Annotated in this window: 17 protein-coding genes and 1 pseudogene; 17 read left to right on the plus strand and 1 reads right to left on the minus strand. The window is 34.2% G+C overall.

The window, feature by feature from the left end:
- Nucleotides 1-32 precede the first annotated feature (32 nt).
- The 9 genes and pseudogenes from yhbH to DPQ31_RS03020 all read left to right on the plus strand — a co-directional run bounded on the left by yhbH (nucleotide 33) and on the right by DPQ31_RS03020 (nucleotide 14,352).
- Complete coding sequence (yhbH, locus tag DPQ31_RS02985) at nucleotides 33-1,208, plus strand: sporulation protein YhbH (protein WP_001288242.1); 1,176 nt, start codon at nucleotides 33-35, stop codon at nucleotides 1,206-1,208.
- Nucleotides 1,209-1,337: 129 nt separating this feature from the next.
- A complete protein-coding gene (locus DPQ31_RS02990; protein ID WP_208731531.1) occupies nucleotides 1,338-4,085 on the plus strand; it encodes a leucine-rich repeat domain-containing protein in 2,748 nt (915 codons plus the stop codon).
- 298 nt (nucleotides 4,086-4,383) lie between these two features.
- Nucleotides 4,384-7,281, plus strand: coding sequence for a collagenase ColA (gene colA / locus DPQ31_RS02995; RefSeq protein WP_097957563.1), 2,898 nt, complete (start codon nucleotides 4,384-4,386; stop codon nucleotides 7,279-7,281).
- Between the two features lie 246 nt (nucleotides 7,282-7,527).
- Nucleotides 7,528-8,076 carry an NfeD family protein gene (locus DPQ31_RS03000; RefSeq protein WP_000478275.1) on the plus strand — a complete coding sequence of 183 codons (549 nt, stop codon included), beginning with the start codon at nucleotides 7,528-7,530 and terminating at the stop codon, nucleotides 8,074-8,076.
- A gap of 12 nt (nucleotides 8,077-8,088) precedes the next feature.
- Nucleotides 8,089-9,663: a flotillin lipid rafts scaffold protein FloT gene (locus DPQ31_RS03005; RefSeq protein WP_000154995.1), complete on the plus strand. Its 1,575-nt coding sequence runs from the start codon at nucleotides 8,089-8,091 to the stop codon at nucleotides 9,661-9,663.
- Between the two features lie 255 nt (nucleotides 9,664-9,918).
- Nucleotides 9,919-10,905, plus strand: a pseudogene (locus tag DPQ31_RS29795) (cache domain-containing protein); the annotation flags it as partial.
- 129 nt (nucleotides 10,906-11,034) lie between these two features.
- A complete protein-coding gene (locus DPQ31_RS29800) occupies nucleotides 11,035-11,895 on the plus strand; it encodes a methyl-accepting chemotaxis protein (protein WP_370512681.1) in 861 nt (286 codons plus the stop codon).
- 160 nt (nucleotides 11,896-12,055) lie between these two features.
- Nucleotides 12,056-13,660 (plus strand): ATP-binding protein, encoded by a 1,605-nt coding sequence (locus DPQ31_RS03015; RefSeq protein WP_141556011.1) that lies wholly within the window; start codon nucleotides 12,056-12,058, stop codon nucleotides 13,658-13,660.
- Nucleotides 13,660-14,352, plus strand: coding sequence for a response regulator (locus tag DPQ31_RS03020; RefSeq protein WP_000503458.1), 693 nt, complete (start codon nucleotides 13,660-13,662; stop codon nucleotides 14,350-14,352). Before DPQ31_RS03015 ends, DPQ31_RS03020 begins: the two co-directional genes overlap by 1 nt.
- Nucleotides 14,353-14,395: 43 nt before the next feature.
- Here the strand turns inward: DPQ31_RS03020 and DPQ31_RS03025 are convergent, their stop codons facing one another.
- On the minus strand, nucleotides 14,396-15,700 hold the full coding sequence (locus DPQ31_RS03025) for a CitMHS family transporter (protein WP_098911589.1): 1,305 nt from the start codon (nucleotides 15,698-15,700) through the stop codon (nucleotides 14,396-14,398).
- Nucleotides 15,701-15,955: 255 nt separating this feature from the next.
- On the opposite strand from DPQ31_RS03025, the gene DPQ31_RS03030 reads away from it, so the two are divergent.
- From DPQ31_RS03030 to DPQ31_RS03065, 8 genes are all read left to right on the plus strand, one after another.
- On the plus strand, nucleotides 15,956-16,210 hold the full coding sequence (locus DPQ31_RS03030; RefSeq protein WP_000450026.1) for a hypothetical protein: 255 nt from the start codon (nucleotides 15,956-15,958) through the stop codon (nucleotides 16,208-16,210).
- Between the two features lie 134 nt (nucleotides 16,211-16,344).
- Nucleotides 16,345-16,848: a nitrous oxide reductase accessory protein NosL gene (locus DPQ31_RS03035; protein ID WP_098711625.1), complete on the plus strand. Its 504-nt coding sequence runs from the start codon at nucleotides 16,345-16,347 to the stop codon at nucleotides 16,846-16,848.
- Nucleotides 16,849-17,288: 440 nt separating this feature from the next.
- Entirely contained in the window at nucleotides 17,289-18,161 is an 873-nt protein-coding gene (locus DPQ31_RS03040; RefSeq protein WP_000287349.1) for an ankyrin repeat domain-containing protein, read from the plus strand.
- 180 nt (nucleotides 18,162-18,341) lie between these two features.
- The gene (locus DPQ31_RS03045) at nucleotides 18,342-19,022 is read left to right on the plus strand and encodes a GNAT family N-acetyltransferase (RefSeq protein WP_208731532.1); all 681 of its coding nucleotides are present in this window, start codon (nucleotides 18,342-18,344) and stop codon (nucleotides 19,020-19,022) included.
- A 307-nt stretch (nucleotides 19,023-19,329) separates the two neighbouring features.
- The gene (locus DPQ31_RS03050; protein WP_087969879.1) at nucleotides 19,330-19,896 is read left to right on the plus strand and encodes a glycerol-3-phosphate responsive antiterminator; all 567 of its coding nucleotides are present in this window, start codon (nucleotides 19,330-19,332) and stop codon (nucleotides 19,894-19,896) included.
- On the plus strand, nucleotides 19,893-20,990 hold the full coding sequence (locus tag DPQ31_RS03055; protein WP_208731533.1) for an ABC transporter ATP-binding protein: 1,098 nt from the start codon (nucleotides 19,893-19,895) through the stop codon (nucleotides 20,988-20,990). The genes DPQ31_RS03050 and DPQ31_RS03055 overlap by 4 nt, the downstream gene beginning before the upstream one ends.
- Nucleotides 20,990-21,922, plus strand: a complete 933-nt coding sequence (locus DPQ31_RS03060) for a carbohydrate ABC transporter permease (RefSeq protein ID WP_208731534.1) — start codon at nucleotides 20,990-20,992, stop codon at nucleotides 21,920-21,922. Before DPQ31_RS03055 ends, DPQ31_RS03060 begins: the two co-directional genes overlap by 1 nt.
- Nucleotides 21,919-22,740, plus strand: a complete 822-nt coding sequence (locus DPQ31_RS03065; RefSeq protein ID WP_000635953.1) for a carbohydrate ABC transporter permease — start codon at nucleotides 21,919-21,921, stop codon at nucleotides 22,738-22,740. The genes DPQ31_RS03060 and DPQ31_RS03065 overlap by 4 nt, the downstream gene beginning before the upstream one ends.
- Nucleotides 22,741-22,746 lie beyond the last annotated feature (6 nt).

Here is a 22,746-nt window from a genome sequence, read left to right on the forward strand (position 1 = left end):
GAGAAAGACAATTACAGTAAGGAGGGAAAGGAATGAGCGAAGAAAATCAACCAAATTATACGATTTCACAGGAAAACTGGTCCCTCCATCGCAAAGGATATGACGACCAACAGCGCCATCAAGAAAAAGTACAAGAGGCAATTAAGAATAATTTACCCGATCTTGTAACAGAAGAAAGCATTGTTATGTCTAATGGCAAGGATGTTGTAAAAATACCAATTCGTTCTTTAGATGAATATAAGATTCGGTACAATTATGATAAAAACAAACACGTTGGGCAAGGAACTGGTGATAGCAAAGTTGGTGATGTCGTTGCGAGAGATGGATCAGGTGGTCAAAAGCAAAAAGGCCCAGGAAAAGGTCAAGGTGCAGGAGATGCAGCTGGAGAAGATTATTATGAAGCTGAAGTTTCTATTTTAGAATTAGAGCAAGCGTTTTTCAAAGAGCTAGAGCTTCCTAATTTAAAGAGAAAAGAAATGGATGAAAACCGGATTGAACATATTGAATTTAATGACATTAGAAAAACAGGACTATGGGGAAATATTGATAAGAAACGAACGATGATATCTGCATATAAACGAAATGCAATGCGTGGTAAAGCGTCTTTCCATCCAATTCACCAAGAGGATTTAAAGTTCCGTACTTGGAATGAAGTGTTAAAGCCAGATTCAAAAGCTGTTGTATTAGCGATGATGGATACGAGTGGATCGATGGGAATATGGGAGAAGTATATGGCACGTAGCTTCTTTTTCTGGATGACAAGATTTTTACGTACAAAGTATGAAACAGTTGATATTGAATTTATTGCTCATCATACAGAAGCGAAAGTTGTTACAGAAGAAGAATTTTTCTCAAAAGGAGAAAGTGGCGGAACGATATGTTCTTCCGTGTATAAAAAGGCATTAGAGCTTATCGATAATAAATATTCACCAGACCGCTATAATATTTATCCATTCCATTTTTCAGACGGTGATAATTTAACATCAGATAATGCGAGATGTGTAAAGCTTGTTGAGGAGCTGATGAAGAAATGTAATATGTTTGGGTATGGGGAAGTGAATCAGTACAACCGCCATAGTACGCTTATGTCAGCCTATAAAAATATTAAAGATGAGAACTTTAGATATTATATTTTAAAGCAAAAAGCAGACGTATTCCATGCGATGAAGAGCTTTTTTAAAGAGGAATCAGGAGAGAAAATGGCATAATCCCTTTTAAAAGGGATTATTTTTTTGTAAACTTTTTATTTTTTTAGTTGACAATGATAATGAAAATCATTATCATTTATTCAAGAAATGATTACATTTTGAATTATATATATTGGAGGAGATGTAAAGTTGAAAAAAAATAAAAAAAAACATATAAATGCAATGATTATAGCGGCGGCGTTATCACTTCCATTTGCTGTGTATTCGACACCTGCTTTAGCGGCGGTAGCAATTGAGGCGAATAAAACGGGACAAGGTTTAGAAGATGGTACATATGACGCTGTTATTAAAGCATATAAAGATAAAACGAATGAAGAGTCTATGGCAGCTGTTTATATAAAGGATCCGAAATTAACCATTGAGAATGGAAAGAAAATTGTAACAGCAACGTTAAGTGATAGCGATTTCTTCCAATACTTGAAAACAGAGGATATTCATACTCCTGGTGTGTTTCATGATGTAAAGGTTATATCAGAAGACAAAAAGAAAAATGGAACGAAGGTTATTCAATTTGAAGTTGGGGAATTGGGAAAAAGATATAATATGCAAATGCATATTTATATTCCAACGATGGCCTATGATAATAAATATCAAGTACAGTTTGAAGTAAATGCTTTAAATTTAGAAAACAATGTTCCAGAAAAGGAAAATAAAGAGGATAAAGTGGAACAACAAGATGAAAGCGGAAATGTAATATTAGATAAGCAATTACAAAGGCATATTAATAAACATAATTTAAATAGAGAAAATATAAATGATCCAATAACTAAGGAAGATTTATTAAAGATTAAAACATTATCCATTTATTCAGGTGAAGGAATAAATGAAATAGCTGGTTTAGAACATATGACAAATTTAGAGAAGTTGACGTTAAGAGAATCTAATGTAACAGATATATCAGCCATCTCGAAACTGAGAGATTTGAAGTACGTAGATTTAACTTCTAATCCAATTAAAAATATTCATCCAATTGAGCAGTTAGAGAATATTAATATGCTTTTTTTAAGAGATAATAAAATTTCTGATCTTACACCATTAAGTAAAATGAAAAAAATTAAAACATTAGATTTAGTTGGTAATAACATTGAAGACATCCAGCCATTATTTACATTATCAACTATGAAACAGTTATACTTAGCCAATAATCAAATCAGTGATCTTACTGGAATTAACCAATTAAGTAATGTGGAACTATTATGGATAGGGAACAATAAAATTAGTAATGTTGAATCTATTAGTAAAATGAGTAATCTTATTGAACTAGAAATTGCTGATAGTGAAATAAAAGATATATCACCATTATCTAAATTAGGAAAATTACAAGTACTGAATTTAGAAGAGAATTATATCTCTGATATATCACCGCTGAGTAATTTAACAGATTTACATGAGATGAACCTAGGAGCGAATGAAATTGCTGACGTAAGGCCTGTTGAGGAATTGGGTAAGCGAATTTCAATTGATATTCAACGACAAAAAATCTTTTTAGATGAAGCAAGCGTAGATGAAGAAATACAAATTCCAATATACAATCTTAAAGGGGAGCCACTTCAAAATATCAATTTAAAAAGTGAGGGGGCCATTCTGAATAATGGATTTATAAAATGGAATAGTCCTGGAGAAAAAACATATGAATTTAGATTAGATACAAGCTCTGGTGAAAGTAAAATAAGATTTAATGGGATGGTTGTCCAGAAAATAGTTGAAAAACAAAAAGAAAGTCAAAATGTAATCCTGGATAAACATTTACAACAACATATTAATAAAGAGAATTTAGGTAGAGAGAATTTAAACGCTCCTATAACAAAAGAAGATTTATTACAGATTAAAACATTAGAGATACTTAAAGAAAAAGGAAAAGAGATAAAAGATGTAACAGGTTTAGAGTACATGACGAACTTAGAAAACCTCACTTTAGAAGGAGTAGGCTTGAAAAATATTGAGTTCATCTCAAATTTGAAACAATTAAATATTGTGAATGTATCTCATAATCAAATTGAAGATATAACACCGTTATCTTCATTAAAAAACTTACAGTGGTTAAATCTTGCAGACAATCATATTAAAGATGTAACGGTTATTGGTTCAATGCTGGACTTACTTAGCTTGAATTTAGCAGGGAATGAGATTTGTGATGTAAGACCGCTAATACAATTAGGGCAGTGGTTTTCAATTGATGTCGGGAGACAAACAATCATTTTAGATGAAGCAAAAGTAAATGAAGAAATTCAAGTCCCTGTATATGACTTAGAAGGAGAAGCTATTGACAATATCAAAATGACAGGTGAGGGCGGAACGCTTAATAACGGAGTAATAAAATGGAGTACCCCAGGTGAAAAGGTATATAAATTTGATTTAGATCCTGATGAAATTAGTATAAGTTTTAACGGAACGGTAATCCAAAATATAGTTGAAAAAGAAGAAGTGACAGAACCGGTAAAAGAAGTTGAAGAAACGAAAGAAGAAGTAAAAGAGCCAGTAAAAGAAGTTGAAGAAACGAAAGAAGAAGTAAAAGAGCCGGTAAAAGAAGTTGAAGAAACGAAAGAAGAAGTAAAAGAGCCGATAAAAGAAGTTGAAGAAACGAAAGAAGAAGTAAAAGAAGTTGAAGGTACAAAAGAAGAGGTAAAAGAATCAACAACTGGATTGAATCAAGAGCCAAAAGGGGATAATCAAGTTGGACCGGTGAAGGTGGTAGGACAAGAGAGTACGCAAGAAAAAGTTTCAAATAAGCAACAAGCTAATAAGCAAGAGGAAAATCAGAAGTCTTTAGCAGCAACTGGTAGTCAAGCTAACACATCGAGTTTATTTTCTGGATTAGCATTTGTTCTTTCAGCATTAAGTATGTTTGTATTTAGAAAGAGAGTATTTAAGAAATAAATAACGTTTTATCTTATTATTACAAAAAATATATAATTATTTGAGAAGACCTTATCATAGCAATTTCATGTTGAAATATGCTTATGATAAGGTCTTTTTGAATAGGAGAAGGATATGGATACGAGGATGTTTTAATCACTAAAATAATGGAGAAACTGTAGCGGAAATTGTAAGTACTTTTCGTTCACGATACGTTCAAATTGTATGAAGAAATAATATGAAATATTGCATTTTACATCTTTTTATCCAGATAATATGTTAATTTCGTGAATGGAATATATAAATAGGGGGCAATGATATGAACAAGAAATCAAAGATTAATAAAATGATGCTTAGTATTAGTACAATGGCGCTATCGTTAGGAGCAATTCAAACGAATGTATCAGCAGAAGAAAAGGTGCCATATAATGTATTGCATTCGAAACCAGTTGGAATTGAAAAACCAGTAGATGAGATTGGACACACTTCTAAAGCCGAAGAAACATTATCATTTCAAGAACGTTTAAAAGTAGGAGATTTTTCACAGCGACCAGCATCTATTACGAAGAACTCGGCAGTAAAGCAAGCTAAAGAAAGCTATTCAATGGCTGATTTAAACAAAATGAATGATCAAGAGTTAGTTGAAACGTTAGGCAGTATTAAGTGGCATCAAATTACAGACTTATTCCAGTTTAATGAAGATGCAAAAGCCTTTTATAAAGATAACGGAAAAATGCAAGTAATTATAGACGAATTAGCCCATAGAGGTAGTACATTTACGAAAGATGATTCAAAAGGAATTCAAACGTTTACTGAAGTGTTACGTTCAGCTTTTTATCTTGCATTTTATAATAATGAATTAAGCGCTTTAAATGAAAGAAGCTTCCAGGACAAATGTTTACCGGCTTTAAAAGCAATCGCAAAAAATCCAAACTTTAAGCTTGGAACAAATGAGCAAGATACAGTAGTATCTGCATACGGTAAATTAATTAGTAATGCATCAAGTGATGTTGAAACAGTGCAATACGCATCGAATATTTTAAAACAATATAATGATAATTTTAATGCATATGTAGACGATCGTATGAAAGGACAAGCTGTATACGATATGATGCAAGGCATTGATTATGATATACAGTCTTACTTAAATGAGGCCCGTAAAGAAGCGAATGAAACGATGTGGTATGGAAAAGTAGATGGGTTTATTAATGAAATAAATCGTATTGCTCTTCTAAATGAAGTAACGTCAGAAAATAAATGGCTCGTTAATAATGGAATTTATTTTGCTAGCCGTTTAGGGAAGTTTCATAGCAATCCAAATAAAGGATTAGAGGTTGTTACACAAGCGATGCATATGTATCCACGTTTAAGTGAACCGTACTTTGTTGCGGTAGAACAAATTACAACAAATTATAACGGGAAAGATTATAGCGGGAATACGGTAGATTTAGAGAAGATTCGTAAAGAAGGAAAAGAGCAATACTTACCAAAAACCTATACATTCGACGATGGATCTATTGTATTTAAAACTGGGGATAAAGTGTCAGAAGAAAAAATTAAGAGATTATATTGGGCTGCGAAGGAAGTAAAAGCGCAATATCACCGCGTAATCGGAAATGACAAAGCTTTAGAACAAGGTAATGCGGATGATGTATTAACGATAGTAATCTATAATACTCCAGATGAATATCAGTTAAATAGACAATTGTATGGATATGAAACAAACAACGGTGGAATTTATATTGAAGAGACAGGTACATTCTTTACATATGAGCGTACGCCAGAGCAAAGTATTTATAGTTTAGAAGAGTTATTCCGTCATGAGTTTACTCACTATCTTCAAGGGAGATATGAAGTTCCCGGTTTATTTGGAAGAGGAGATATGTATCAAAATGAAAGATTAACTTGGTTCCAAGAAGGGAATGCAGAATTTTTCGCAGGATCTACTCGTACAAATAATGTAGTACCGAGAAAGAGCATCATTAGCGGATTATCATCTGATCCTGCAAGCCGTTATACAGCAGAGCGCACATTATTTGCTAAATATGGTTCTTGGGATTTCTATAACTACTCGTTCGCATTACAGTCTTACTTATATACGCATCAGTTTGAAACATTTGATAAAATTCAAGATTTAATTCGTGCGAATGACGTGAAAAATTATGATGCATATCGTGAAAATCTAAGTAAAGATTCTAAGCTAAATAAAGAGTATCAAGAGTATATGCAGCAGTTAATTGATAATCAAGATAAGTACACTGTACCGGAAGTAGCAGATGATTATTTAGCTGAACATGCACCAAAGTCGTTAACAGAAGTGAAGAAAGAAATTAGTGAGACGTTGTCTATGAAAGATGCAAAAATGACAAAACACGAGTCTCAATTCTTTAATACATTTACATTAGAAGGTACGTTTACAGGTAGTGTAACAAAAGGTGAATCAGAAGACTGGAATGCAATGGGTAAAAGAGTAAATGAAGCTTTAGAACAATTGGCGCAAAAAGAATGGAGCGGCTACAAAACGGTTACAGCATATTTCGTCAATTATCGTGTGAATAGTTCCAATGAATTTGAATATGATGTAGTCTTCCATGGTATCGCAAAAGATGACGGAGAAAATAAAGCTCCGACAGTTCATATAAACGGTCCTTATAATGGGCTTGTAAAAGAAGGAATTCAATTCAAAAGTGATGGATCAAACGACGAAGATGGAAAAATCGTTTCTTATTCATGGGAGTTTGGAGACGGAAGAACAAGTACAGAAGTTAATCCAGTACATGCATATGAAAAAGAAGGAACTTTTAAAGTAGTGTTAAGAGTAAAAGATGATAAAGGAAAAGAGAGTAGAAGTGAAACAACTGTTACGATTAAAGATGGAAGTTTAACAGAATCTGAACCAAATAATCGTAAAGAGGAAGCAAATCGTATCGGACTAAACACTACTATAAAAGGTAGCCTTATCGGCGGGGATCACACCGATGTTTATACATTTAATGTAGCAGCAGCGAAAGATCTCGATATTTCTGTTTTAAATGAGTATGGAATTGGGATGACGTGGGTACTTCACCATGAATCAGATATGCAAAATTATGCTGCTTACGGTCAAGCTAATGGAAATCATATAGAAGCAAAATTAAATGCAAAACCAGGTAAGTATTACTTGTATGTATATAAATATGATAATGGCGATGGAACGTACTCATTATCACTAAAATAAGTGCTTTTCCAATGTATGTTTAACTTTACTTTTTGTGGAAAATAGTATATTATATAGATATATAATATATCGGTTATTTTCTAGGAGGAGCCTGTCACAATAGGTTTCTCCTGTTCTTTTTTAGAGACCTGTCTTACAGGTTTTTCTTTAAAGGGTAAATAACTGAAAATTGAGATTAATAATCTTTGAAAGAGGTGAGGCATACACATAACAAAAAAGGGATTGTTTAAGAAAGGGGGATAAGAAATGTTTTTGTTTGGTTATCCACTTGAAACAATTTATTTATATGGATTTGTTATTGCGACTATACTCACTGTTATTTATATTTTCTTTGGAGATATATTTGAATCAATATTTAGTTTTGGGGGCGGATCTGTATCCGTTGTTACCTTATTACTTAGTTTCTTCGCTATGTTATGTGGAATTAGTTATATAGGAGAATATTTATTTTCCTTTAATAGTACTATTATTTTCGCTGGTTCATTTGCTATATCTTTTATCGGTGTTTTCATAATGAAAATATTAATTTTAAAACCGATTGCAGAAGCAGAACAAAATACCGTACAACGTATGGATGAATTCATTGGTTGCAAGGGAGAAGTCATTACGACAATTCCTACAGAAGGATTTGGTGAAGTATTAATCTCCTCCCAATTTGGAAGTAATGCAATCCCAGCTAAAACAATTGGAAAGAAAGACATTTCACAAGGAACCGAAGTTATTATCGAGGGGGTTCAAGATGGTGTTTTGCTTGTACAGAACATCGCTTATTCTTTAAAGAAACCAAAATTATAAGGGGGAATTTACATGACGATTCCATTAATTATCGGTGGAGTTTTACTCGCAATTTTAATTCTACTCATTTTAGTATTCATTACGAAGTATCGAACAGTTGGTCCAGATGAAGCGTTAATTGTTACAGGGAACTGGCTTGGTGGTGGGAAAAATGTTGTTACCACTGATGATGGAAAGAAGATTAAGATTATTCGCGGTGGCGGTACTTTTGTAGTTCCAATTATGCAAAGAGCAGAGCCTTTAAGCCTATTAAACTACAAATTAGAAGTTGGTACACGTGATACGTATACGAAACAAGGTGTACCAATTACAGTAAATGGTGTTTCTATTATTAAAGTAGGATCGACAATTGAAGAAGTTTCTACAGCAGCTGAACAATATTTAGGAAAAGAAACGGAAGAGTTAAAAATAGAAGCAAAAGAAGTTTTAGAAGGGCATCTCCGTGCTATCTTATCTTCTATGACAGTAGAAGATGCGTATAGTAATAGAGAGCAATTTGCTCAAAAGGTGCATGAAGTAGCTTCTACAGATTTAAAGAAGATGGGTCTTCGCATCGTCTCTTTTACAATTAAAGAAATAATGGACAAAAACGGATACTTAGATGCGCTTGGACAGCCGCAAATTGCAATGGTTAAGCGTGATGCAACAGTTGCAAATGCAGAGCGTGAAAAAGAGGCACGAATTGAAAAAGCTCGTGCTGAGAAAGAAGCAAAAGAAGCAGAATATCAACGTGATGCACAAATCGCTGAAGCTGAAAAACATAAGGAATTAAAAGTGCAGTCCTATAAGAGAGATCAAGAACAAGCTCGTGCAGATGCGGACCTTTCTTACGAATTACAACAAGCGAAAGCGCAACAAGGTGTTACAGAAGAGCAAATGCGCGTTAAAATCATTGAGCGTGAAAAGCAAATTGAATTAGAAGAAAAAGAGATTGCACGTCGTGAGAAGCAATATGATGCAGAAGTGAAGAAAAAAGCAGATGCAGATCGCTATGCTGTCGAACAATCAGCAGAAGCGGAAAAAGTAAAACAAATGAAAAAAGCAGATGCGGATCAATATAAGATTGAAGCAGAAGCAAGAGCACGTGCAGAAGAAGTTCGTGTAGAAGGTTTAGCGAAAGCAGAGATTGAGAAAGCACAAGGTCAAGCGAAAGCGGAAGTACAAAAAGCACAAGGTACAGCAGAAGCAGATGTTATTAGATTAAAAGGTTTGGCTGAAGCTGAAGCCAAACAAAAAATTGCAGAAGCATTTGAATTATATGGTCAAGCGGCAATTATGGATATGGTTCTTAAAATGCTTCCAAGTTACGCGAAAGAAGTCGCAAGCCCACTTAGCAACATTGATAAAATTACAGTTGTCGACACAGGCGGCGGTGGTAAGAATAGCGGTGCTGGAAAAGTAGCAGGGTATGCGACTGATTTAATGGCAACGATGCAGGAGACATTAAAAGCTTCCTCTGGTATTGATTTAAAAGAGTTATTAGAAGGGTTTGCAGGTAAAGGTGCAGTACAGCAGTTATCGAATGATAAACCTGTCGTATCTGTAGTAGAAGATAAGAAAAAAGAAGTAGAAAAAGATAAAGAATAGTAAGGTAGGAAGAACCTCTAGCATGTGCTAGAGGTTCTTCTGTGAATCGTAATATTTCGAATAATATACATTTTTATACATTGTTTTAATTATTTAATTTTTATAGAATGAAGTAAGTATGCAATAATCCTTTAAATTTAGAAAGATGGGTAAAAGAGAAATAGAGAGTCTCGTCAATCTATTTATATCTTAAAATTTTTATAAATGGATTAATTGTAATTTATTGCATGTAAAACGGTATGGAGGGGTAGAAATATGTTTCAAAGGAAGTTAAGGAGTAGTAGTTTAAAAACAAAGTTACTTGTTTCATTTATTATCATTTTAATTCTTCCAAGTATTGTAATTGGTTGGACGTCTTATCAGCAGGCGAAAACAAATTTTAATGAAACGATTTTAAACTCGGCGAAAGATAATATAAAAATTTTGGATAATGTAATTAATAAGGAATTGGATAGTAAAAAAGTAGATGCAACTTATTTTACGAAATTATTTACACAATCAAGTTACCAAGCGGATCAAATACAAAATATCCAAAATAAACTAGAAGAATATAATAAGTTACATCCGGAAATGGAAGCTATCTATACTGGGTCTAGCAATGGACAATTTATTCAATCACCGGCAATTCAAATGCCGGAAGGATATAATCCTACAGAAAGAGATTGGTATAAAGAGGCAGTGAAAAAAAGCGGAGAAGTGATTGTAACTGCTCCATATAAGTCAAAAACGACAGGGAATACGGTTATCACATTGGCAAAACAAAATGAGGATAAAAGTGGCGTTCTTGGGATTGACTTAATTATCAATAATATTGTAACTACTTCCAAGATGGTTAATATCGGTAAGGAAGGTTATGTAGCGATATTTGATCAAGATAAAAATGTAGTCGCACACCCGACACTGAAGCCGGGTGAGAAGTTAGAAGAGAAACTTAGTAAGGAATTTTATAAACAGGAAGCTGGTGATTTTCATTATTCATTAGATGGTGAAGATCGTAACATTACTTTTAAAACGAATAAGAAAACTGGATGGAAAATAGCGGGGATAATGCCTTCAAAAGAAATTATTCAAGCGGCTGAACCTATTTTCTATAAAACGATAACTGTTATTGGGATTTCATTAATGATTGGTGGGGTTTTAATTTACTTCATAATTGATTCTATTATTAAACCGTTAAAACAACTTGTTCTATCATCTAGGAAAATTAGTGAAGGTGATTTAACAGAATCTATTACAGTTCATTCTAAAGATGAAATCGGGCAGTTAGGAGAAAGTTTTAATGAGATGGCATCATCATTACATAATGTCATTTCCAATATAAATATTTCAGCAAGTCATGTAGCAGCATCTTCAGAAGAATTAACAGCTAGCATGAAGCAGACAAGTGAAGCGACAGAACAAATTACACAAGCTATAGAGCAAGTGTCGAGTGGGGCTGAAATACAAACGAGAGAAGTTGAAGAAGGAGCGACGTTATTAGAAGAAGTTACAGAAGGAGTTCAGCGTGTTGCTGATAGTTCTTCATTAGTATCAACAGCTTCTATGTATACGAAGAAAAAAGCTGAAGATGGTGGGAAGTTAGTTGAGCAAACTGTGAATCAAATGCAATTAATTCATGAGTCAGTTTCAAATTCAGATAAAGTCATTGCTTTATTAGATGATAAGTCGAAACAAATCGGAGCAATTCTGGAAGTGATTCAACATATTGCAGAGCAGACAAATTTATTAGCATTAAATGCTGCAATTGAGGCTGCAAGAGCTGGGGAGCAAGGAAGAGGATTTGCAATTGTAGCGGATGAAGTGCGAAAATTAGCTGAACAATCAGGACAGTCTTCTACGGAAATTGGAAAACTAGTGAAAGAGATTCAATTTGATATAAAAGAAACGGTAAGCTCTATGAATCAAGTTGGAACAGAAGTACAATCAGGTCTTGTAGTTGCAAATGAAACGAAGCAAAGCTTTGCTGAAATATTGAAATCTACAAATGATACAGTTGTACAAATTGATAGTATGGTAGAAGTAGCGAAACAAATGACGGTAGATGCCAAACAAGTAAGTGCATCTATTAATGAAATTGCAGCTACGATTGAAGAAAATGCAGCAAGTGTTCAAAATATTGCTGGCTCTTCTGAAGAGCAATTAGCTTCAGTAGATGAAATTAATGGAGCAGCAGTTCACTTATCACAAATGGCAGAAGAATTGCAAGAGATGATTGGCAAGTTTAAAGTGTAATAAAAAATATTAAGAAACGAGGTAGTAATTTTACTTCGTTTCTTTTTTTATGGAGATAAAAATAAAGAAATGTGTAGTAACCGTGTTATGATTAAGTTTAACAATTTAAAAAACTGTATTTTCTTTAAATTCTATCTTTATCCATGTTAGGGGAATGGTTTTGAAATTTAAAAAATTAAAACTACAACCGAGAATTACATTAACTATTAGTACACTTATTCTTGTTGTGCTTTTGTTAACAAGTTATTTGTTTTACTACATATTATCTGAAACAGTAGAAGAGCAAATTGGTAAAAGAGCTTTGCATGTTGCGAAAACAGTTGCAGCTATACCGGAAATCGCGGAAGCTTTTCAAAAAGAAAATCCAGCTGCTATTATTCAACCGATTGCAGAAAAAATTCGAATTGATACAGATGCTGATTTTATTGTGGTTGGAAATAAAGAAGGGATTCGTTATGCACACCCCAAGAAAGACAAAATAGGAGAAGTAATGGTTGGTGGAGATAATAAAGGAGTGCTATTAGAAGGGAAATCTTACGTTTCGAAAGCAACGGGATCATTAGGACCTTCCTTACGCGGAAAAGTTCCAATCCGTAATCAGGATAATAAAATTATTGGTGTAGTATCTGTTGGATTTTCAATGGATGATATTCATGGAGCGGTAGAAGTGTATGGAAAGCGTGTATTTTGGATTACAATAATCGGTTTGTTAATGGGGATAATCGGTTCCATATATTTAGCTGCAAGTATAAAAAGAATGATGTTTGGGATGGAACCAGAAGAAATTTCATCTTTATATGAAGAGCATAGTACAGTGATTCAATCTGTACGAGAAGGGATTATCGTAATTGATAAAAAGGGCATGATTAGTTTAGTCAATCAAGCAGCCTACGATATTCTTTCACTAGACAACCGAAAAAATATCATTGGATCATTTATTTTAAATATAATTCCTAATTCATCCATACTAGATGTACTTCAAACTGGTGAAGAACAGTTTGATCGTCAATTAAATATAAAAGGGCAGGCTGTTATTGCTAATCGTCTACCTATTAAAGTAAATAATAAAGTAACCGGCGTCGTATCGAGCTTACGTTTGAAATCTGAAATGGATCAGTTAACAGCAGAGTTATCTCAGACGAAGCAATATACAGAGGCGTTACGAGCACAAACCCATGAATACAACAATTTATTGTATACGCTTTCAGGTCTTATCCAATTAGAGTCATATGAAGATGCTCTAGAGCTCATTCATAAGGAGACGGCGGTATATCAAGATTTTGTTCAATTTATTATGAAGCGAATTCAAAATCCATGGCTAGGTGGAATTTTAATTGGATTTTATAATAGGGCAAGAGAGTTGAAGATTGATTTTGTACTAGATCGAGAAAGTAGTTTAGAAACATTAAGTCCGCATATTGAGAGTAATTATGTCGTTTCGATTTTAGGGAATTTAATTACGAATGCATTTGAAGCAATTGAAAAAAATCAAGAGCATGATAAGAAAGTTAGAATGTTTGTAACAGATATCGGAGAAGAAATATTAATTGAAGTGGAAGATTCGGGGCAAGGGATTCATGATGAAATAATTACTAGCATATTTTATAAAGGCTTTTCAACGAAAGAAGGAGAGAAGCGAGGATATGGATTAGCAAAAGTGAAAGAGTTAGTAGAAGATTTAAATGGAAGCATTGCAATTGAAAAAGGGGATTTAGGTGGTGCGTTGTTCATTATTGCATTACCGAAAGAGAGAGGCGAGTTGTAATGGGTGAGGAGATTGAAGTATTAATTGTAGAAGATGATATTCGGATTGCGGACATTCATCGGCGTTTTACTGAAAAAATTGAAGGATTTAAAGTAATTGGAACAGCAACGACTGGGGAACAAGCGAAGGAATGGCTAGAGCTTGTGAAGCCACAACTCGTTTTATTAGACGTGTACTTACCTGATATACAAGGAACAGAACTTGTCACATATATTAGGCATAATTTGCATGATACAGATATTATTATGATTACAGCTGCATCGGAAACAGATGTAGTAAGGCATGCTTTACGTGGTGGAGTAACTGATTATATCGTAAAACCACTTATGTTTGACCGTTTTAAAGCGAGTTTAGAAAGTTATCAAAAAAAGATTAGGCAGTTAAAGAAAAGCAATCAATTATCTACAGAACAAATTGAACACTTATGGTCTCAAAGAGGTGTGAAGGGAAATACAGTTGAATATGCTCCAAAAGGAATAGATCCTTTAACTTTAGCGAAAATAAAAAAGCATATGTTAACAGTTAATGAAGAAGGAATTACCGCAGAAGTGTTAAGCTCGATGGTTGGAGTAAGTCGATCAACAGCGAGACGCTATTTAGAGTATTTAATATCTGGGAAGAAAGTACATGCAGAGCTTATATATGGAAGTGTAGGGAGACCAGAGAGAAGGTATTTTCTCGTTTCTTCATAACAAAAACAGTAGAGGATTTATTTCTTCTACTGTTTTTTGCGTCTTATATTGGAATAATCCCAATTACAATTCCAGTAATCAACATCACCATTGTCGTTCCAACGGCCCACAATAAAGTGAAGCGTTGATGTTCACCAAAATCAACTTTAGCCATTCCGACCAATAAATAAGTGGAAGCGACAAGAGGACTTAATAAGTGAACGGGTTGACCGAGTAAGGAAGCGCGTCCCATTTCAGCTGCACTAATTCCATAAGTAGCAGCAGCCTTCGTTAAAATAGGTAATACCCCGAAGTAAAATGCATCATTGGACATGAAAAATGTGAACGGCATACTAAGAAGAGCTGTAATAATTGGCAACTGTGGTCCAAGTGCATCTGGTATAAGAGTTACTACACTTTGAGCCATTGCATCTACCATTTTTGTTCCAGATAAAATACCAGTGAAAATTCCAGCAGCAAATACGAGTGAAACAACAGCTAATACGTTTCCTGCATGAGAGGCAATACGTTCTTTTTGTTGTTCTAAGTTTGGATAGTTAATCATAACAGCAATAGCGAAAGCAACTGTAAAGAGAACAGGTAACGGCATAACTTCTAGTATGAGACAGACAAGTAATGTAGCGGTCAATAAAAAGTTAATCCATAGAAGTTTAGGGCGTTTATGCACGGCAGCTTCTACTGTGGCAGCTTGCTCATCCATTGTTTGCATTTGTTTTAAATATTGCACATCCATAATGCCTAAACGTTTTCTTTCTTTTTTTCCAAGATAGTAGGCAACGAAAACTACCCAAATTGCACCGGCAATCATTCCTGGTATAAGTGGTGTAAAGAGCTCTGATGCATCTAGTCCAAGTGCACTCATAACTCGAGCAGTTGGTCCACCCCAAGGTGTAAGATTTGTCACACCTGCCCCTAACATAACAACCCCAGCTAATATAAGTGGATTCATTCCGAGACGTTTATATAATGGGTACATTGCGGAAACAGTAATCATATACGTTGTTGTTCCGTCCCCATCTAATGAAACAATAATAGTAAGAATGGCTGTACCAACAACAATTTTTAAAGGATCCCCTTTTACAAATTTTAATATTTTACTAATGACAGGATCGAATAAACCGCTATCGATCATAATTCCAAAATATAAAATGGCAAACATAAGCATAATACCGGTAGGTGCTAATTTTTGAATGCCCTCTAACATCATAGTACCCATGTCTGCATAAAATCCGCCAATTAATGCGAAAGTAATTGGAATTAATATTAATGCTACTAATGCTGACATACGTTTCGTCATGATTAAAAACATAAAGACAAATACCATTGTAAATCCAAGTAGAGCTAACATCCGATCTCCCCCTTAAAAAAATGATTGCGCTTTCAAAATAAAGTAAAAATTCAGAACAATGTTTTTTGTTTATCATAAAAGCATCTATCCAAATGGTAAATAATTTGAAAAATAACACCATTAGAAGCATAATTTTTATTTTGGTCATATTGTTCACGAAGGTAATTTTGAATTTTTAAAAATATAATTTACTTCTAACAAGAGTGATAGAATAAGGTGAAAATAGTGAAGTGCGAAGTAGGGAGTAGATTTTGAATGGAAACGAGAATAGAAGAAGTTTATAGTTCTTATGAGGGGAAGATAGAAGAGATTTTTGTTAATGAATCTTCTTATGTATATGAGTGGGAAAAATTAATGATGGTCCGAAAAAATAATGGTGAGCTTGAAAAAGTCGCGGTCGGTATCAGTGGAAATATAAGATTAGTAAATGTAGAAGTTGGGCAGAAAATTAATACAGATACATTATTAGTTAAGTTAGAAGATGATTTATTAATTACAGGCTGTGAATGATGAAAGATGTGTAGAAATAGCTACACATCTTTTTTGTTTTCTATATTACAAAAAGCACATTGTTTTTTCACAAATCCCACACAAGTTTTTGATATTCTCCTTGTGGAGTATACGGTTTTTAGGGAGGAATAGTGATGAGAATAAAGTATGTTGTGCTTGCTATATGTTTATGTTTCTTATTTACGATAGTGGGATGTGGGAAAAAGGAAACAACAGCTGTGGCAATTGATGAGAAACATGATAAGTGTGATATTTGCCAAATTGGGGTAACGAATAATCAATTTGCAACAGAAATCATTTTAGAAAATGGAAAAGCGTTAAAGTTTGATGATATTGGTTGTATGTATAAATGGATGGAGATTAATCCAGGCGAAAAGACGAAAGAAAAATTTGTTCGAGATTATGATTCGAAAGATTGGGTTTCGTTAGAAGACGCTACTTACGTATATGATAAAACAATAACGACACCAATGGCTTATAATGTCATTTCATTTAAAAATAAAAAAGATGCAGAGAGCTTTGTATCTAACTATAAGGGTAAGGTTCTTTCGTATAAAGAGCTAGCAGAGCATAAATGGGAAATGAATAAAGAAATGATGGGGAAACCGAAAACAGGGAATCACGGTGGGCATCATTAATACTAGAAAAAGACAACTATATAGTTGTCTTTTTCTAGCATTACTCAGGTGCAAATATAGAAAAGGTGTAAAATTTTTAGAAGAACGGTTACAATGGAATATAGTGACCTAAAGCAATCATTTATCCCGCATTAACGGGCAGTAAGATCCCCACCTCAAAATTTAGTGAAAGCAAAGAAGTTAGGTGGAGATCAACTGCCCGTAAAAGCCCGATTGGTTCAACTAATAATTAGTGGTAGATGAACAAAACCCCCACTAATTAAAGTTTCACTTTATGTACTTTTTAGAAATGTATACAAATGCGGTTAAAACGTGCTAAACTAATTGCTTCATAATGTTAATGATGAGGCCATCAGGCGTATCATTCCAATAGGTTGAGAAACATAGGATAAGCTTAAGATAATCCGATTAAAGAAGGAATATAAAGGGCTTATGGATAAATGTACTCAAGAAGAGTTATTGTATGTGATGGAGGAATGGTTAAGAAAACATTATCTTTCATAGGAGCTGTAGTTGTGAGAAAACAAAAAATTTTATTATGTATGTTATTAGGACTTTTAATGACGGTAGTGGCTTGCGATAAGCAAGAGGAACCAGAATCGAAACCGGTTCATGTGAAAAACGAAAAGAAAAAAGAAAAGCATAAAGAACAAGAAGAAGTTAAAGAAGAAAAAAGTATAAATTTACTGGACAAACAGTTGTTACTTTCAGCGACTCTTGGAGACACAGAGACAGCTATGAAGTTGATTCAGGATGGAGCGAATATAAACGTAGAAGGTGACAACCGAGAAACGCCTATCCTTGCAGCAACGTACCAAAATCATGTAGAGACAGTTAAAGCATTAATTGGTGCAGGTGCAAATATTGAAGTCAAAGATGAGAAACAAAGCAATCCATTCCTTTATGCAAGTAGAGAAGGGTATACGGATATTGTAAAAGTATTAATTAATGCAGGAGTTAATACGAAAGAAACGACTAAGTCAGGTGGCACAGCACTCATTTCTGCATCTGAGCGTGGTCATGTAGAGGTTGTTAAAGAATTATTAGAGCATACAGATATTGATGTGAATTATAAAAATGAACGTGGTGGTACAGCTTTAATAGAAGCAATTGTATTGGGAAATGGTAGTGAAAGCCATAAGAAAGTAATTCAAATGCTTATTGACCACGGGGCAGATGTAAATATGGCCAATAAGGAAAATATTACGCCGCTGCAATATGCTGAAAAAAGAGGTTTTAAAGATATTGCGAATGTGTTGAGAATAGCTGGTGCGAATGAAGTAGTGCAGCCGCAACCACAACCGGTGGAATAATAAGAAAAAGACATAAAGAGTACGAAATAATCCCATTTAGATAGACAGAATGAAGAAGTCATTTTAGTATGATTGATTCAGTAATGTGTATTTAAATGGGATTTTTGTTTTGAACATCAGAAAATAGAGTATGAATGGATGGTATATGGAGGCTACACAGGGTAATGAAGGAGGGCATAAATGCGATTTTCAGAACTTGAGTTAATAGTAATTCAGGCAGAGGTTTTATTTGTTCATAATCAAGTGGGAAGAATAAAGAGTGTAAATGAACAGGGAAATCCGAAAGCACCACGTTTTTTTCTTAGCAAAACTCGTGAAGGGAATATAACGAGATATCATTGTAATCTGAATGGTGAAATAATAAGTAAGATTGAGAAATTAATTCGAGAACATTCAAATCACATAGAGATAGCAAAGATCATGAAAGTATTAAATGAAGAGAGAACGGTAGAGAATATTTGGATGGGTCCTGCTTACATGTTTCCAAATAATTCAAATGAGCCGACTAGGGTGATACGAATAACAGAGAAGAATAAAGAGCTCATGCGAGAAAATTTTCCTAATCTAATAGAAAAGATGAAATGGAGGCAACCTTATTTTGCAATTGCTGAAAATGAACAAGTCGTTTCTATATGCTGCAGTGCAAGAAGTACGCCTATAGCTGCTGAGGCAAGTGTGGAAACTGTAGAGGGCTTCCAGGGAAAGGGATATGGTGCTGATGTCGTTAAAGCTTGGGCAATGTCAATAAAAGAAGAAAAACGTATTCCGCTTTATAGTACCTCTTGGGATAATTGTGCTTCACAAGCAGTGGCGAGAAAACTAAAACTCATTAACTATGGAATGAATTTACATATTGATTGAAATGTAAATATTGTTGTGTTCTGTTAGAGTTTATTCGTATATCTAGATTATTGTAAAAATAATATGGTGAATATTAACATTCGATTAACACCTAATTAACAATTTATCAAAACTGACTTAATAAATGCGTAATATAGTAAAGGTAACAAAATAACTAGGGTAGAGAACATTTGAGAACACCCGCTTACATATAACGTACCACTTTCTTAGGTGTGCTCTATTCCCTAGAGTTCAAATAAGGAGAAAGGTGTTCTATGTAAGTAGGTGTTTTTAGTTTGGATAAAAATAGAAAAGCTAGGTGGAATAAATGTTTAAAGAACCTCATATCGCGATGATAAAGGATTGGAAAGGGTATAAAGCATACAAAAAATTACCGAAAACAGTTTTTCTTATGACTGGTTCAATGCTGGAGTTACCAGAGCGTGTATACGAATTACAGAAACATGGACATGATGTATTTCTTCATTGTGATTTTATACAAGGCTTAAATACGAACACAGAGGAAGCCCTTTTGTATATTCAAGATGTTATCGGAGCACAAGGTATTATTTCAACAAAAGGTTCGACAATTCGAAATGCCAATAAAATTGGATTAAAAACGATTCAACGAATTTTTATTGTCGATACTTTATCTCTTACAAAATCAATTGAAAATTGTAAAACGACTAAACCAAATGCGGTAGAGATTATGCCTGGAATTATGCCTTCTATTATAAAACAGCTAGCAGAGAAAATAGAGTTTCCTATTATTGCAGGTGGATTGATTCAAACGCGGGAAGATGCGGAAACTGCCATTCGTGCAGGAGCAAGTGCGATTTCAACGAGTCATTATGAAGTATGGATACAAGAAGAAAAAAGGAGTGCAACCTTGTGATCGAATTGAAAGATGTTTCAAAGGTATATAAAAATGCGGAAGAGACAGCGGTTAAAGACGTATCGGTTCATATTAAGAAGGGAGAATTTTTCGTTTTAGTTGGACCTTCGGGATGTGGAAAAAGTACATTACTACGAATGATCGCTGGCTTAGAAGAAATCTCTTCGGGAGATTTAATGATTAATGAACGTGTTGCAAATGATTTAGAGCCGAAAGACCGTAATCTATCAATGGTATTTCAAAATTATGCACTATATCCACACCTAACTGTAGAAGAAAATATTTTATTTGGACTTAAGGTAAGGAAGGTACAAAAAGAAGAGCGACAAAAGCGATTAATAGAAGCTATTGAAATGGTAGGGCTGAAAGAGTATGTGAAAATGAAACCGGGCCAATTATCAGGCGGACAAAGACAGCGTGTTGCGCTTGCCAGGGCGATCGTGAGTCAAGCACCGATTTGTTTAATGGATGAACCACTTTCGAATTTAGATGCGAAATTACGTGCGCAAATGAGAATTGAAATTAGAGAAATTCAGCAACGACTCGGAATTACGATGATTTACGTTACTCACGATCAAATAGAAGCGATGACTATGGGAGATCGTATCATGGTCTTGAATAAAGGAAGTATACAACAAGTTGGAACACCTCTTGATATATACAACGAACCAGCAAACGAATTTGTTGCAAGTTTTATAGGTTCTCCTTCTATGAATATAAATGATGGAGAAGTGGATAAAGAAAAAGGCGTATTACATATAGGGCAATTGCAAATTCCATTATCTATTGGACAGTTAAAGCAATTACCAGCAGGGACAATTCGAATAGGTATGCGTCCTGAGCATATTGCATTGTCTGAGGCAGGACAAGAAGTTACGCTGCAATCTGTAGAAGTATTAGGGAATGAGTCTATATTAAACTTTGCGGTAAATGGAACAACTTGGAGTGCGAAAGTCATCGGACAGTTACTCCTGAACAAAGGTGACAAAGTAAAATTATTATTCTCGCAAGAAAAACTATGTTTCTTTCACCAAAATAAGAATGAACGATTAAAAGTGTTGGCTGACGAAGAGTTGAAAGTGGTGGCGAAATAATGATTGAAGTAGGGAAGTTACCAGTTCAAACAGCAGTGTCAAAAAAGAAGAGTTTATGGGGCAGAACGAAAGATTTAAGAATAGGATTATTGTTTTTGGCTCCATCTATTTTGTTATTTTCAATTTTTCTTTTCTATCCATTGTTTAGGACGATTTACTATAGCTTTTATTTAACAGATATACACGGAGAAGCCAATCTTTTCGTTGGCTTAGAAAATTATCAATATTTATTTTCTGATCCTGCTTTCTACAAAAGTATAAAGTCAACTTTATTATTTGTTTTATATACAGTGCCTACTAGTATTGTATTCGCCTTATTTCTTGCATTAATTGCAAATGAAAAAGTAAGAGGTATTGGATTGTTCCGTGTTCTCTTTTCTTCAACGATGGGAATATCAGTAGCTGCTAGCGCAGTGATTTGGCTATTTTTATTTCATCCAAGTGTAGGGTTATTTAATAATATATTAGCCGCTATGAATCTTCCGGCAATCGCATGGTTAACGAGTCCGGACTGGGCACTGTTTTCTGTATCGGTTACAACGGTTTGGGTGAATACAGGATTTGCATTTTTAGTTATATTAGGTGGTTTGCAAAATATTGATACGTCTTTATATGAGAGTGCATCTATAGATGGTGCTAGTTATTTATATAAGCTTCGCCGCGTTACATTACCGATGCTATCACCAACTTTATTCTTTATCGTGACAGTAACGTTAATTAGTGCATTCCAAAGCTTTGGACAAATTGATATTTTAACGCACGGTGGACCGAATGATGCAACGAATTTAATTGTGTATTCGATTTATAAAGAGGCATTTGTGAATCATCAATTTGGAACAGCAAGTGCACAAACGATGGTATTATTTGTTTTCATTTTTATTGCTACATTACTTCAATTTAAGTTTGCTGAGAGAAAGGTGCATTATAAATGATCGTTAAACAGTGGAAACAAAATTTCCTATTATACATGCTGCTCATTATTAGTGCAGTAATGGTGTTTTTTCCTGTACTCTATGCGTTTTTAATAAGCTTTATGACACCAGATGATATTCAAATGAGAAGGTTATTTCCGACCCAATTTACTTTCGATAATTTTATGAATATCTTTCGAAAAGTACCGCTTTTTACATACTTGTACAACAGTTTAATTGTATCGACGATTGTTATGATTGGACAACTTATCGTATCCAGTTTAGCAGCTTATGCTTTTGTTTTTCTTCAGTTTAAAGGGAGAAACGTAATTTTCTTCTTGTTTATTTCAACGATGCTTATTCCGTGGGAAGCAACGATGGTACCGAACTTTTTAACGATTCAAAACTTTGGTTGGATCAATAGCTTTGCTGGGATGACAGTGCCATTTTTTGCAACAGCTTTCGGTATTTTCTTATTACGCCAACATTTTATGACGCTTCCGAATGAATTGAAAGAAGCTGCTTTTATTGAAGGGATTGGAAATGTAAGGTTTTTATTCAGCGTTGTAATTCCGTATTGTAAAACGAGTTTTATTACGCTTGGAGTATATAGCTTTTTAACAACATGGAATATGTACTTGTGGCCCCTCTTAGTGACCACTGATGAAAAAGTCAGAACAGTTCAAATTGGTGTGAAGCAACTTCAATCTCAAGAAGTTGCAACTGATTGGGGAAGCGTAATGGCCGGTGTTACGGTTATCGTCATTCCAACGTTGATTTTACTATTTTTAGGGCAAAAGCAATTACAACAAGGATTAACAAAAGGTGCAATTAAATAAGCATAC

Source organism: Bacillus sp. COPE52, assembly GCF_003355115.1.
In the GTDB taxonomy this organism is placed as follows: domain Bacteria; phylum Bacillota; class Bacilli; order Bacillales; family Bacillaceae_G; genus Bacillus_A; species Bacillus_A toyonensis.